The organism is Vibrio sp. AK197 (genome assembly GCF_053903115.1).
In genome coordinates this window covers 2836067-2848810 of sequence record NZ_CP096430.1, presented here as the reverse complement: position 1 = coordinate 2848810, position 12744 = coordinate 2836067, and the positions used below count along the sequence as shown (strand labels likewise).

15 protein-coding genes and 4 tRNA genes are annotated in these 12744 nt (G+C 46.1%); 14 read left to right on the top strand and 5 right to left on the bottom strand.

Features of this window, described 5'->3' with window-relative positions; all coding sequences use genetic code 11:
• Positions 1–53: 53 nt before the first annotated feature.
• Together M1D72_RS20375 and epmB are read right to left on the bottom strand one after the other, a co-directional pair.
• On the bottom strand, positions 54–572 hold the full coding sequence (locus tag M1D72_RS20375; protein WP_456296332.1) for an MgtC/SapB family protein: 519 nt from the start codon (positions 570–572) through the stop codon (positions 54–56).
• An 82-nt stretch (positions 573–654) separates the two neighbouring features.
• Positions 655–1677: an EF-P beta-lysylation protein EpmB gene (gene epmB, locus M1D72_RS20370; RefSeq protein WP_456296331.1), complete on the bottom strand. Its 1023-nt coding sequence runs from the start codon at positions 1675–1677 to the stop codon at positions 655–657.
• 33 nt (positions 1678–1710) lie between these two features.
• On the opposite strand from epmB, the gene efp reads away from it, so the two are divergent.
• The 3 genes from efp to rraA all read left to right on the top strand — a co-directional run bounded on the left by efp (position 1711) and on the right by rraA (position 3919).
• Positions 1711–2277, top strand: a complete 567-nt coding sequence (efp, locus tag M1D72_RS20365; protein ID WP_390194669.1) for an elongation factor P — start codon at positions 1711–1713, stop codon at positions 2275–2277.
• Positions 2278–2385: 108 nt separating this feature from the next.
• Positions 2386–3303 carry a 1,4-dihydroxy-2-naphthoate polyprenyltransferase gene (locus tag M1D72_RS20360; RefSeq protein WP_456296330.1) on the top strand — a complete coding sequence of 306 codons (918 nt, stop codon included), beginning with the start codon at positions 2386–2388 and terminating at the stop codon, positions 3301–3303.
• Positions 3304–3382: 79 nt separating this feature from the next.
• Positions 3383–3919: a ribonuclease E activity regulator RraA gene (rraA, locus tag M1D72_RS20355; RefSeq protein WP_456296329.1), complete on the top strand. Its 537-nt coding sequence runs from the start codon at positions 3383–3385 to the stop codon at positions 3917–3919.
• Between the two features lie 57 nt (positions 3920–3976).
• On the opposite strand, the gene M1D72_RS20350 is transcribed toward rraA, so the two are convergent.
• On the bottom strand, positions 3977–5323 hold the full coding sequence (locus tag M1D72_RS20350; protein WP_456296328.1) for an MATE family efflux transporter: 1347 nt from the start codon (positions 5321–5323) through the stop codon (positions 3977–3979).
• Positions 5324–5437: 114 nt separating this feature from the next.
• Positions 5438–6208 carry a triose-phosphate isomerase gene (gene tpiA / locus M1D72_RS20345; protein ID WP_456296327.1) on the bottom strand — a complete coding sequence of 257 codons (771 nt, stop codon included), beginning with the start codon at positions 6206–6208 and terminating at the stop codon, positions 5438–5440.
• Between the two features lie 231 nt (positions 6209–6439).
• Here tpiA and M1D72_RS20340 point away from each other — a divergent pair, with 231 nt between their 5' ends.
• Positions 6440–6787 (top strand): 5-carboxymethyl-2-hydroxymuconate Delta-isomerase, encoded by a 348-nt coding sequence (locus M1D72_RS20340; protein WP_456296326.1) that lies wholly within the window; start codon positions 6440–6442, stop codon positions 6785–6787.
• Positions 6788–6824: 37 nt separating this feature from the next.
• Positions 6825–7259: a DUF805 domain-containing protein gene (locus M1D72_RS20335; protein WP_456296325.1), complete on the top strand. Its 435-nt coding sequence runs from the start codon at positions 6825–6827 to the stop codon at positions 7257–7259.
• 9 nt (positions 7260–7268) lie between these two features.
• Here M1D72_RS20335 and coaA read toward each other — a convergent pair whose 3' ends face one another.
• On the bottom strand, positions 7269–8192 hold the full coding sequence (gene coaA, locus M1D72_RS20330; RefSeq protein WP_390194686.1) for a type I pantothenate kinase: 924 nt from the start codon (positions 8190–8192) through the stop codon (positions 7269–7271).
• A 208-nt stretch (positions 8193–8400) separates the two neighbouring features.
• Between coaA and M1D72_RS20325 the strand changes: the two genes are divergently transcribed.
• The 9 genes from M1D72_RS20325 (at position 8401) to rplA (ending at position 12646) form a co-directional block, all read left to right on the top strand.
• Positions 8401–8476: transfer RNA gene (locus M1D72_RS20325), tRNA-Thr, on the top strand.
• 55 nt (positions 8477–8531) lie between these two features.
• Positions 8532–8616 (top strand) — tRNA-Tyr (locus M1D72_RS20320).
• Positions 8617–8650: 34 nt separating this feature from the next.
• Positions 8651–8725 (top strand) — tRNA-Gly (locus M1D72_RS20315).
• A 12-nt stretch (positions 8726–8737) separates the two neighbouring features.
• A tRNA-Thr gene (locus M1D72_RS20310) sits at positions 8738–8813 on the top strand.
• Positions 8814–8949: 136 nt separating this feature from the next.
• On the top strand, positions 8950–10134 hold the full coding sequence (tuf, locus tag M1D72_RS20305; protein ID WP_456296324.1) for an elongation factor Tu: 1185 nt from the start codon (positions 8950–8952) through the stop codon (positions 10132–10134).
• Between the two features lie 234 nt (positions 10135–10368).
• Positions 10369–10782 (top strand): preprotein translocase subunit SecE, encoded by a 414-nt coding sequence (secE, locus tag M1D72_RS20300; RefSeq protein ID WP_390197683.1) that lies wholly within the window; start codon positions 10369–10371, stop codon positions 10780–10782.
• Between the two features lie 13 nt (positions 10783–10795).
• Positions 10796–11344: a transcription termination/antitermination protein NusG gene (gene nusG / locus M1D72_RS20295; protein WP_390197686.1), complete on the top strand. Its 549-nt coding sequence runs from the start codon at positions 10796–10798 to the stop codon at positions 11342–11344.
• Between the two features lie 167 nt (positions 11345–11511).
• Positions 11512–11940 carry a 50S ribosomal protein L11 gene (rplK, locus tag M1D72_RS20290; protein WP_334555692.1) on the top strand — a complete coding sequence of 143 codons (429 nt, stop codon included), beginning with the start codon at positions 11512–11514 and terminating at the stop codon, positions 11938–11940.
• Between the two features lie 4 nt (positions 11941–11944).
• The gene (gene rplA / locus M1D72_RS20285; RefSeq protein WP_390197690.1) at positions 11945–12646 is read left to right on the top strand and encodes a 50S ribosomal protein L1; all 702 of its coding nucleotides are present in this window, start codon (positions 11945–11947) and stop codon (positions 12644–12646) included.
• Positions 12647–12744 lie beyond the last annotated feature (98 nt).

The window sequence follows — 12744 nt, the reverse complement described above, 5'->3', positions numbered from 1 at the left end:
ACGAGTAAAAAGTAAAACAAAAAACCACCTGTTAGAAGGTGGTTTTTTTCATCTTATTTTAGGTCAGGAAGTTCTTCCGCCGTACCGCGGCGCGGACGTTTACGCCGTTTGATACGTTGATGTACACCACGTCGTAAGGCGTGAATCCGATTCTCCGCTTTATCTACACCAAGCAACACCGCTAACGCCAGTACGGTTAACAGCACCGATTGCTGCATATGACCAAGCCCAATCATCATACCGAGCGCGGCCAATACCCAAATGACAGCAGCGGATGTGACACCATGAATTTTTCCATCTTGAGTCATCATGACCCCGGCGCCCAAAAAGCCCACGCCGGTAATGATTTGCCCGAGCACTCGTGCTTGATCCAAAGTATTCGGTGATAAAGACACCGCCATCGACATAAATAAATAGGTACCGGATATGATCAAAATGGCGGTGCGAATGCCCACAGGTTTACCACGTGTTTGACGCTCTGCACCGATCAGTACGCCGTTGATTGCGCAGCAAAGTAGTGCTGACCAGCTAAATGGTCCGAGATCGAACCAAGATGAAAGTTCGTTATTCATTGTTATCTTCCCCATAGAATGGGCGAAGTATGCATACACCCTAAGGGTGAGGCGAACAAAATATTTCTATGGTGACGATTAATTATTCAAGGTGGAGATCAAGTGGCGTTTTACTTGGCCGACCGCCGATTTCACGAGTTAGTTTCGGTACTAAGTACCCTGATACTTGAGTGATTAATCCAGCCATCAATTGACGTGCTTTATCATCACTGACATAAAAATGCGCCGCGCCCTGAACCTTGTCGAGAACGTGAAGGTAATAGGGTTGGATTCCTGCATCGAACAGCGCTTCACTCAAAGCGACCTGCGCTTCCACGTTATCATTCACGCCTTTGAGCAGCACACTTTGATTAAGTAGGGTTACGCCCGCTTGCTTGAGTTTGGTCATCGCATGACGAAGGGTTTCATCAATCTCATTCGCATGGTTAATGTGCGTAACAAAGATGACTTGTAACCGCGTGCTTGCAAGTAGTTTGAGTAACGCTTCGGTAACGCGAGCGGGAATGACGACAGGTAATCGGGAATGAATGCGCAGCCGCTTAAGGTGGGGAATCGTCGCCAAGCGTTCAACCAGCCAACTGAGTTCGGTATCTTTTGCCATTAACGGGTCGCCTCCAGAGAGGATCACTTCATTCAACTCTGAGTGATGTTCAATGTAGTTGAGTGACTGTTGCCAGCCGAGTTTGTTTCCCGGGTTATCTTGATATGGGAAATGGCGGCGAAAACAATAACGACAATTAATCGCACAGCCCCCTTTGACGATCATTAGCGCACGATTGCGATACTTGTGCAGCAATCCAGGTACAGCATTGTCTTGCTCCTCAAGGGGATCCGCCGAATAACCGTCATGAACCTCAAATTCTTCGCTTAGCGGTAAGACCTGACGTAATAAAGGGTCTTTGGGATTGCCTTTTTCCATGCGATCGATAAAACTTTGCGGCACACGCTGCGCAAAAAGCTTTCGAGCTTCAAATCCGTGTTGCCATGGCGAAGGATCAATGTTCAAAGATTTGAGCAAGGTTTCAGGATCAGAGATCCCATTCGCTAACTGTTTGAGCCAGTTTTGCTCAACAGCGTCGACTTTTCGGGTTATGATATGCGGCATTTAAAATTAACTCGAAGATGGTAAGAGGAAATAATGGCTACTGTTAGCACGAATGAATTTAAAGGCGGTCTTAAAATTATGCTTGATAATGAGCCGTGTGTCATTCTCGAAAACGAGTATGTGAAACCGGGTAAAGGTCAAGCGTTCAACCGTGTAAAAATCCGTAAACTGCTTTCTGGTAAAGTATTGGAAAAAACCTTTAAGTCTGGTGAGACGGTTGAAACTGCCGATGTCATGGATATCGACCTAGATTACTTGTACAACGATGGTGAATTCTACCACTTCATGAACGCAGAAACGTTTGAACAAATCGCTGCAGACATGAAAGCGATTGGTGACAATGCGAAATGGTTGGTAGAAAACAATACTTGTATGCTAACGCTTTGGAACGGTAACCCAATCGCGGTGACGCCACCAAACTTTGTTGAGCTAGAAGTGGTAGAAACCGACCCTGGTCTGAAAGGTGACACGCAAGGTACAGGTGGTAAGCCGGCGACATTAAGCACTGGCGCTGTGGTACGTGTTCCACTATTTATTGCAATTGGCGAAGTTATCAAAGTTGATACGCGTAGCGCGGAATATGTGAGCCGTGTGAAGTAATTGAAATATTGTTGAAAAAGACCACTTCGGTGGTCTTTTTTATTTTTGTGACACAAAATATGATGTGACACAATTCTCACTTATCGATAAGCCGCTAGTATTCAAGTTATGAAAGATTCGATCCGTATCTGGTATGAAGCGGCCAGACCGAAAACGCTTCCATTGGCTTTGATTTCAATCACCACGGGAAGTGTCCTTGCGTTTGCTTCTGATCATTTCTCTTGGATGATCGCGGGGCTGTCGTTTTTGACCGCGACATTACTGCAAATCCTTTCCAATCTCGCGAATGACTATGGGGACTCAGTGCAAGGCACCGATAATGAATCACGTATCGGCCCTGTTCGCGCCATGCAAACGGGGATGGTCACGCCAAGAGTCATGAAGCAAGCCATTGGCTTTAATATTGTATTAACGATTCTTGCTGGGTTAGCGCTCGTCTTTTATGCGTTGGATTCCTTGCAAAGTATCTTAACCTTCATTTGCCTCGGATTACTCGCTATTTTCGCGGCGATTGCTTATACCATGGGCAGTAAGCCCTATGGGTATGTTGGGTTGGGCGATGTTTCGGTGTTTGTCTTTTTTGGTTTATTGGGAGTGGCTGGCACCTATTTTCTGCATACCGGAATCGTTGACTACTCGTTGATTTTGCCTGCACTTGGCTGTGGGTTCTTAGCCGTTGCGGTACTTAACATCAATAATCTGCGTGATATCGAAAATGATCTGGTATGCGGTAAACGTACCGTTGCAGTTCGTCTTGGCCAAAAACGAGCCAAGCAGTATCACTTTGCGTTGCTGTCAGGCGCGTTAATCACGTTCCTCGCGTATCTGCTGTTACAGCCAAGTCCTGTCTGGATTTGTCTACCGTTCTTACTCAGTATTGTGGTGCTTTTTCGCCATGGTAAAGCAGTATGGGTTGCCACTCAGCCAGCGCAAATTGCGCCAATGCTACCAGTGGTTGTTAAGTGCTCTGTTGTCACTAACCTGTTGTTTGCAGGCGTGGTTATAGCGCAAACTCTCGTCAGTTAATTTGCGTATTGTCATTGCAAAGACACAATGACTCGATATACTCGAAAGACGTGACGATCGGTAATAAAGAAGAGACGCTATGGAATACAATACCTCAGCTCTATGCGATATTTATCTCGAACAAGTCGATGTAGTAGAACCTATGTTCAGTAATTTCGGCGGCAGTGCGTCGTTTGCTGGGCAAATAACCACTCTTAAGTGCTTCGAAGATAATAGTGTCATTCGAGAAGTTCTGGAGCAGGACGGTGAAGGCCGCGTGCTACTGATTGACGGTGGTGGCTCTTTGCGCCGCGCGCTGGTCGACGCTGAAATCGCCTCAATCGCTGAGGAAAATGACTGGGAAGGTATCGTTGTATACGGCTGTGTGCGAGAAGTCGATGAGCTTGAAGATATGAATATTGGAATTCAGGCATTAGCATCGATTCCGGTTGGTGCAACCGCTCAAGGCGTCGGTGATGTGGATATTCCAGTCAATTTCGGTGGCGTAACGTTTCTACCGGAAGATTACCTTTATGCCGATAATACCGGCATTATACTCTCTCAAGAGCCACTTGATGTCGATATGAATATTGTCGACGATGAGTTGGATGAAGAGGAAGATGACGAATTAGTGTAATGCCAATCCGCTCGGTGAACAGCTGGCTAGATGCCAGCTGTTTTTGTTTCTGGGTGATTAAACTGGCAACGGAGAGCAATGTTGGCGTCGTAAGCGCAATGCATACAGGTACCCAAACACTCCGGCCGCAATGTTACCGACGCCTATTCCAATGAACAGGCCTTCAATGGCATAGAGCTGGCTTCCCATCCAAGCGCACGGGAGCACAAAGAGAAATAAGCGCATAAAGTTCCATTGAAAAGCACGTAGCGGCTGGTGCAGGGCATTGAGCGCAGACACTAGCATCATCACAATGCCTTGAAAGCCGTAGCTCACTGGAACCACTAACAGATAGTGCCAGAGCAGGTCACGAACACTTTGCTCCTGAGAAAATAGCGCGGAGAGTGGAATACTCAAAGGCACCATCATCACAAAGATCATGATTTGAAACAGTACTGAAAAACGCATACTCAGAAACAGCCCGGCGAAGCTGCGCTGCGGGTTTTCTGCGCCGAGATTTTGCGCCATAAAGGGTGTTAATGCCGAGGTGAGCGACATCAATACCAAGATCAAAATGGATTCGACGCGCTGCGCTGCGCCATAGGCTGCCACCGCGGTTTTTCCACTCTCTGAAATCATCACCATAAGTAGAGCGCCAGACAATGGCGTCATCGCATTAGAAAAAGCAGCAGGTGTGCCTATGCGAAGGATGAGTCCCCAATCTTGAGTCAAGCGTCGTAAAGACGGCATCGCCAGTAACTTATCTCGATAAATCAACATGTAGGCGGAGCCGAGCAGCGCCCCTAACCAACTGAAAGCGCTGGCTATCGCTGCGCCTTGAATCCCCAGCTCAGGAAAGGGACCTAGGCCAAAAATGAGTAGAGGATCGAGTACACCGTTAATAAGCCCGGATAGCATCATCAGTTTGGCTGGCGTTTTGGTGTCACCCGTGGCGCGAATCGCACTGTTACCCGCCATGGGAAGAACCAACAGCGGCACCGTTAAATACCAAACCTGCATATATTGCTCGATAAGCGGCAGGAGGTTGGCATCTGCGCCAAGCCGATTAAACAGTGGCGTTATGGTGGCCAGACCCAGCAGCGAAGCGAGAGAGACTAAGATAAACGCCAGTAACAAGCCATGCGTTGCCAAACGAGCGGCATCTTGAGGCTGATTTTGTCCCAGTAGGCGTCCAATGCTTGTCGAGATACCAATCCCCATCCCCATGGTAATGCAGTTAACTGCAAAAGTGACTGGAAAGGTATAACTGATGGCGGCTAAGGCATCTGTGCCTAATAACGAAATAAAGAAGGTATCGACAAGATTAAACATCAGCACAGAGACTAATCCAAACGTCATCGGAATCGTCATTTGACGCAGAACGTTGGGAATGGAGCCAGTCAGCAGGCCGTGTTTGTCCTTCATAAATCGAGTCGCTTGCAGGGAAAAACGTTAGGATACTCGATCATCGAGAAGGGGGATAGCGCAAAACAAAAAGGCCAGCAATGCTGGCCTTTTATCGACAAATACTTAAACGAATTAAGCTTTTGCTGCTGCCGCTGCTTTTGCAATCGCAGCGAAGCTTTTCGCATCAAGAGATGCGCCACCAACAAGAGCACCATCGATGTCTGGTTGTGAGAAGTAAGCTTCTGCGTTTTCTGGCTTAACGCTACCACCGTATTGGATGATAACTTGCTCAGCGACTGCTGCGTCTTTCGCTGCAATCAGTGCACGAATAGAAGCGTGGATGCGCTGTGCATCGTCTGCTGTTGCAGCTTTACCAGTACCGATAGCCCAGATTGGTTCGTAAGCGATGATTGCACCGTTTAGCGCTTCAACGCCGTAAGCGTCGATCACTGCGTTGATTTGACGTGCACATACTGCTTCAGTTTCGCCCGCTTCGTTTTGTGCTTCCGTTTCACCGATACAGAAAACAGGTTTTAGACCATTTTCTTTTAGGAAAGAGAATTTTTTAGCAACAAACTCGTCAGATTCATTGTGGTAATCACGACGCTCTGAGTGACCGATGATGATGTGAGTCGCGCCAAAGTCTTTTAGCATTTCAGGAGACATGTCGCCAGTGAATGCGCCGCTGTTGTTTACATCAGTGTTTTGAGCACCAAGAATAATTTTGTTGCCACCTTCTTTAATTAGGCGTTCAGCAAGATCGAGGTAAAGTGCTGGTGGTGCAACAGCAACGTCAACACCTGAAACACCTTCAAGTTCCTTATTAAGACCAGTTAGCAGCTCAGTGACCATGGCTTTGCTACCGTTTAGTTTCCAGTTACCCATCACTACAGGACGACGCATAGGAATTTCTCCGTTTCATTAAATGTAAAACAAAATTGATTGCGAACGAATATAACAGAATAAATTCGTTAGATCATGATTCTAATCATGTCTAACGAGAAAGCTAAGATCTCAGCGTGAGTGATCCAGTAAACAGAATCATAGCACTAGTGTCGGTTTTGGTTGCCGAAACGCACTTTAGTCGAGACACTCTTAACTTTGGTTATCCGCTGCGTTGCAAGGAGCAACACTATGCCACATTTAGTCATGGAGTACTCTAATTCGGTTGAAGAGCGGTTGAATATTCCCGGCTTATTGGAAGATTTACATCAGGTTGCATTGGACAGTCAGCTGTTTGATGTTCCATCGGTGAAATCCCGAGCAGTACGCTGTCACCATTGGTTGGTAGGGGAGTCCGCGGATAGTATCGACTTTATTCATATTACGTTTTCATTACTTGAAGGTCGCAGTGAGGAACAAAAAGCTTGGCTCTCGACCCAATTGATGGCGCTGCTGGCTGCAAGTGCTGGTCAGATTGAAAGCTTGACGGTCGATATTCGTGATATGGACAAAAGTACCTTTCAACGTCGAGCACAATAAGCAAGCTTGGAATTCAAGCTGTCAGTAGAGGAGTATTATGAACTTTCAATCATTGCTGTTTTCTTTTGAAGGAAGGATTGGGCGTAAGACCTTTTGGGTTTGGAACGTGTGCTATTACGCTGCCATCATTATATTGATTTCACTGGCGAACACTTTAGTTCCGTTGTGGGCACATTTGTTAGTCCCAGTGATTCTTTTGGTGCTGTTGTACCCTGATTTAGCGATGACAGCGAAACGTTGGCACGATCGCAATAAATCCAGTTGGTGGCTATTGCTCAATGTTCCATTATTGATTGGTCGCTTAGCGGCGCCAGTGGCTGCATCAACGGCGGACGAGCCGATGATGACTTGGCAGACGACCATTTCGTTTGTTGCGCTGTTTTGCGGTGTATGGATTCTGGTGGAATGTGGTTTTCTCAAAGGCACCCCGGGCGAAAATCGTTTTGGCCCTGCTGTGGTTTCGTCGTCTTGAGATGAGCGTCTATTTACGGAGTAGAACCTCTTCCACTAAGTGATTGACGCCTTTCTTCAAAATTAGCTGGGCTCGCTCACGAGTAGGCAGAATATTGTGTTTTAGATTGACACCATTGATTGAGCGCCAGATATCCCGCGCTTTTTCAATCGCCTCACTTTCGGGCAGCTTGGTGTAATGGCTAAAATAGGAGCCTGGCTTTTTAAATGCGCCTTTTCTAAATTTTAAGAAACGTTCGATATACCATTGTTCAATGATGTCGCTCTGTGCGTCGACATACAGTGAAAAATCAAGGAAGTCAGAAACAAAAACGCGCAGTGGGTCATGAGGGTAATCCATCCCACTTTGTAGAACATTCAACCCTTCGATAATCAGCACATCTGGGCGATCAACCACTTTCTCTTGATCGGTAATATCGTAAGTGACATGAGAATAGACGGGGACGGTTAAGTGAGGCTTACCCGCCTTGACGTCAGACACAAAATCCACCAAGCGACGAATGTCATAAGATTCTGGAAACCCTTTGCGCTGCATGATACCACGCTCGTCGAGAACCCGTTTCGGATACAGAAAACCATCGGTCGTCACCAGTTCGACTTTTGGATGGTTTTCCCAACGAGATAGCAAGGCTTGCAGCAATCGAGCGGTGGTGCTTTTCCCAACAGCAACACTGCCTGCAATACCGATAATGAACGGCGGAGCTTTTTCTTCATTGTGCAGAAATTGCTGAAGCACAGAATTGCGGCTTTGACGAGCTTCGATATAGAGGTTGAGTAAACGCGCTAAGGGAAGGTAGATTTCAACCGCTTCACTCATCGTGAGTTTTTCATTAACACCTTGTAGCTCTTTCAGGTCGTCTTCAGACAATGTCATCGCAACAGAATTACGTAATTCTGCCCATTTTTGGCGACTAAATGAAAGATATGGCGTCATCAATTTACTCGTGTTGATTGCAAAGCTGGGAGCAGCGAACATACATCATGCTCAGACGATTGCAAATGACTAAGCTGAGATATTTGCTCTAACACGGTAAATTTGCACGAAAAAACAGCAAATAAGCGTAAAAATTTTAAAAAAGCATTTTTTTTTAATTTAGCTATTGCAAGGGGCAAAATCATTCAATAGAATGCGCACCACTTATGCCGACTTAGCTCAGTAGGTAGAGCAACTGACTTGTAATCAGTAGGTCACCAGTTCGATTCCGGTAGTCGGCACCATTTTCCTGCTTTTGGTTGTAAATCAACCGAGTAATGAGAATGGCTTTGAAAATTTGGAGGGGTTCCCGAGTGGCCAAAGGGAGCAGACTGTAAATCTGCCGGCACTGCCTTCGATGGTTCGAATCCGTCCCCCTCCACCATATTCCAAAGGAAATAGCTCTCAGAGTTACGTGTGCGGGCATCGTATAATGGCTATTACCTCAGCCTTCCAAGCTGATGATGCGGGTTCGATTCCCGCTGCCCGCTCCACTCATTTAGAGTGCTGATATAGCTCAGGTGGTAGAGCGCATCCTTGGTAAGGATGAGGTCGGCAGTTCGAGTCTGCCTATCAGCACCAGCTCTAAGCAAAGTTTTCCTTTTGATACTTTCTTTCGACTAAACTAAGTTTAGTGATTGAGAGTAAGTTTATTACCAATAATTTTTGGTTGCGTGGTCATTCAAGCCACCTAAATCCGTACCTAGAGGGACAACTCATGTCTAAAGAAAAATTTGAACGTACGAAACCGCACGTAAACGTTGGTACTATCGGCCACGTTGACCACGGTAAAACAACTCTAACTGCAGCTATCTGTACTACTCTTGCGAAAGTTTACGGCGGTGTAGCTAAAGACTTCGCATCTATCGATAACGCTCCAGAAGAACGTGAACGTGGTATCACTATCGCGACTTCACACGTTGAGTACGACACTCCAACTCGTCACTACGCACACGTAGACTGCCCAGGACACGCTGACTATGTTAAAAACATGATCACTGGTGCTGCGCAAATGGACGGTGGTATCCTAGTAGTAGCTGCGACAGATGGCCCAATGCCACAAACTCGTGAGCACATCCTTCTAGGTCGTCAGGTTGGTATCCCATACATCATCGTATTCATGAACAAATGTGACATGGTAGATGATGAAGAGCTACTAGAACTAGTAGAAATGGAAGTACGTGAACTTCTATCTGAGTACGATTTCCCAGGTGATGACCTACCAGTAATCCAAGGTTCAGCGCTAGGTGCCCTAAACGGCGAAGAGCAATGGGAAGCGAAAATTGTAGAACTAGCAGAAGCGCTAGATACTTACATCCCAGAGCCAGAGCGTGCAGTAGACCTACCGTTCATCATGCCAATCGAAGACGTGTTCTCGATCCAAGGTCGTGGTACAGTAGTAACTGGTCGTATCGAGCAAGGTATCCTAACCGTTGGTGACGAAGTTGCTATCGTAGGTATCAAAGACACCATCACTACTACTTGTACTGGTGTTGAAATGTTCCGTAAGCTTCTAGACGAAGGTCGTGCGGGTGAGAACGTTGGTGCACTACTACGTGGTACTAAGCGTGATGAAGTTGAACGTGGTCAAGTACTAGCGAAACCAGGTTCAATCACTCCACACACTAAATTCGAATCAGAAGTTTACGTACTGTCTAAAGATGAAGGTGGTCGTCACACACCATTCTTCAAAGGCTACCGTCCACAGTTCTACTTCCGTACAACTGACGTAACTGGTGATATCTCACTACCAGAAGGCGTAGAAATGGTAATGCCAGGCGACAACATCCAAATGACTGTAGAGCTAATCGCTCCAATCGCAATGGATGAAGGTCTACGTTTCGCAATCCGCGAAGGTGGCCGTACAGTAGGCGCTGGTGTTGTAGCTAAAATCGTTGAATAATATTTGACGAAGTAACACCAAAAAGGGCATCATTTGATGCCCTTTTTATGCACTGCATATAATTGTTGTTGTTTTCTTGAACAAGAAAGCAACAAAGCAGGAATTTTTTGGTTGAGAATTTGCTCTGAGCCAATAAAAGCGTGCATCAAGTGATTATACTTGGTGCTTTATGGATTTGCCCTGCAACAGCGGGGTTGTTGTCGTCTATAGTAAGACTTGTGACAGGTTGGTTTTATGAAAGCAAATAATGCTGAAACTCCTGATAGCTCAAGTGCCGCAGATACATTTAAGTGGATCGTCGCTTTTGTTCTGCTAGCTGCCGCTGTTGTGGGAAACGCACTTTTGGGTGGAAGTGGTCCAAATTCAGACTTTACGTATTATAACCTAAACGTGGTTGCCCGTGCTGCTGGTGCAGTAGTACTGGTTGTAGCTGCGCTGGGTGTGTTAGCTACTACTGTTAAAGGTAAAGCTGCGATCACGTTCGCTCGCGAAGCACGTATGGAAGTTCGTAAAGTGGTTTGGCCTACTCGCCAAGAAACAACGCAAACGACTTTTATCGTTTTGGCTGTAAGTATTGTAATGGCTCTAGCACTATGGGGCATTGACGGGCTGATGGTTCGTTTAGTGGCATTAGTGACTGGGGTATAGAGGGTTCTTATTCATGAGTGAAGCTCCAAAAAAACGCTGGTACGTGGTTCAAGCCTTTTCTGGATTTGAAGGTCGTGTGGCTCAATCTCTGCGTGAGCATATTAAAATGCACGGCATGGAAGAGCTGTTCGGTGAAGTATTAGTTCCTACTGAAGAAGTCGTTGAAATGCGTGCAGGTCAACGTCGTAAGTCAGAACGTAAATTCTTCCCTGGCTACGTATTGGTACAGATGATCATGAACGATGAATCATGGCACCTAGTACGCAGTGTGCCACGTGTCATGGGCTTCATTGGTGGTACCTCTGATCGTCCGGCACCTATCACCGATAAGGAAGCCGATGCGATTCTGAACCGTCTTGAGAAAGCAAATGAAGCACCGCGTCCTAAAACGATGTTTGAGGCGGGTGAAGTGGTTCGTGTTAACGAAGGACCATTTGCTGACTTTAACGGTACAGTCGAAGAAGTGGATTACGAGAAGAGCCGCGTTAAAGTGTCTGTATCGATCTTTGGTCGTGCGACACCGGTTGAACTCGAATTTGGTCAGGTTGAAAAACTCGACTAATACTCTCCCGTAAAGAGTATAAAAAATCACCTTTTTAGGGTTGTATAAGGCGTGAATTATGACTATAATTTCGCGCCTTTTTGCTTCTATTGAAGTGAAAAGTTCTTATGTAAAAGCGGGGAGCTTATCGGTTGATAAGCGTCTGAACCCATAAATTAGGATATATCATGGCTAAGAAAGTTGAAGCTTATATCAAGCTGCAAGTTGCAGCGGGTATGGCAAACCCAAGTCCACCAGTTGGTCCTGCTCTAGGTCAACACGGTGTTAACATCATGGAATTCTGTAAAGCGTTCAACGCAAAAACAGAATCTCTAGAGAAAGGTCTACCGACTCCAGTTGTTATCACTGTATACAGCGACCGTTCTTTCACGTTCATCACTAAGACTCCACCTGCAGCCGTTCTTCTTAAGAAAGCAGCAGGCGTTAAGTCTGGTTCTGGTCGTCCAAACACTGAAAAAGTGGGTACTGTGACTGACGCGCAAATCCAAGAAATCGCAGAAACTAAAGCTGCGGATATGACTGGTGCTGACATCGAAGCGATGAAACGTTCTATCGCAGGTACTGCTCGTTCAATGGGCCTAGTGGTAGAGGGTTAAGATCATGGCAAAACTAACTAAGCGCATGCGCACTATCCGCGAAAAAGTGGAAGTGACTAAAGAATACGAAATCAACGAAGCTGTTGCTCTTCTTAAAGAACTTGCAACTGCAAAATTCGTTGAGTCTGTGGACGTTGCTGTAAACCTAGGTATCGACGCTCGTAAATCTGACCAAAACGTACGTGGTGCAACTGTACTACCTCACGGTACTGGTCGTGAAATCCGCGTTGCTGTATTCACTCAAGGTGCAAACGCTGAAGCTGCGAAAGAAGCTGGCGCTGACCTAGTGGGTATGGAAGATCTAGCTGAGCAAGTTAAGAAAGGCGTAATGGACTTTGACGTTGTTGTTGCTTCTCCAGATGCAATGCGCGTTGTCGGTCAATTAGGTACTATTCTTGGTCCTCGTGGTCTTATGCCAAACCCTAAAGTTGGTACTGTAACTCCTAACGTTGCTGAAGCAGTTAAGAACGCTAAAGCGGGTCAGGTTCGTTACCGTAACGACAAGAACGGCATCGTTCACACTACAATTGGTAAAGTTTCTTTCGAAACTGACCAATTGAAAGAGAACCTAGAAGCTCTTCTTATTGCAATCAAGAAAGCAAAACCATCTTCAGCGAAAGGTACTTTCCTGAAGAAAGTTAGCATCTCTACAACTATGGGTGCTGGCGTTGCAGTGGATCAGGCTACTCTGAACACTCAAGCTTAATTTGTTTGCCTAGGCGCGAAATTCATGTATAATTTCGCGCCTAATATTTGTGGTTGGGGCTGAACTTTGATGAGCAAATTCGTTTGCTGATGATGACC

Coding starts and splice junctions, on each gene's coding strand:
- rraA (WP_456296329.1), top strand. CDS start 3,383: ATGGAATACAATACCTCAGCTCTATGCGATATTTATCTCGAACAAGTC.
- M1D72_RS20375 (WP_456296332.1), bottom strand. CDS start 572: ATGAATAACGAACTTTCATCTTGGTTCGATCTCGGACCATTTAGCTGG.
- M1D72_RS20335 (WP_456296325.1), top strand. CDS start 6,825: ATGAACTTTCAATCATTGCTGTTTTCTTTTGAAGGAAGGATTGGGCGT.
- rplK (WP_334555692.1), top strand. CDS start 11,512: ATGGCTAAGAAAGTTGAAGCTTATATCAAGCTGCAAGTTGCAGCGGGT.
- M1D72_RS20350 (WP_456296328.1), bottom strand. CDS start 5,323: ATGAAGGACAAACACGGCCTGCTGACTGGCTCCATTCCCAACGTTCTG.
- nusG (WP_390197686.1), top strand. CDS start 10,796: ATGAGTGAAGCTCCAAAAAAACGCTGGTACGTGGTTCAAGCCTTTTCT.
- M1D72_RS20340 (WP_456296326.1), top strand. CDS start 6,440: ATGCCACATTTAGTCATGGAGTACTCTAATTCGGTTGAAGAGCGGTTG.
- tuf (WP_456296324.1), top strand. CDS start 8,950: ATGTCTAAAGAAAAATTTGAACGTACGAAACCGCACGTAAACGTTGGT.
- tpiA (WP_456296327.1), bottom strand. CDS start 6,208: ATGCGTCGTCCTGTAGTGATGGGTAACTGGAAACTAAACGGTAGCAAA.
- epmB (WP_456296331.1), bottom strand. CDS start 1,677: ATGCCGCATATCATAACCCGAAAAGTCGACGCTGTTGAGCAAAACTGG.
- rplA (WP_390197690.1), top strand. CDS start 11,945: ATGGCAAAACTAACTAAGCGCATGCGCACTATCCGCGAAAAAGTGGAA.
- efp (WP_390194669.1), top strand. CDS start 1,711: ATGGCTACTGTTAGCACGAATGAATTTAAAGGCGGTCTTAAAATTATG.
- M1D72_RS20360 (WP_456296330.1), top strand. CDS start 2,386: ATGAAAGATTCGATCCGTATCTGGTATGAAGCGGCCAGACCGAAAACG.
- secE (WP_390197683.1), top strand. CDS start 10,369: ATGAAAGCAAATAATGCTGAAACTCCTGATAGCTCAAGTGCCGCAGAT.
- coaA (WP_390194686.1), bottom strand. CDS start 8,192: ATGACGCCATATCTTTCATTTAGTCGCCAAAAATGGGCAGAATTACGT.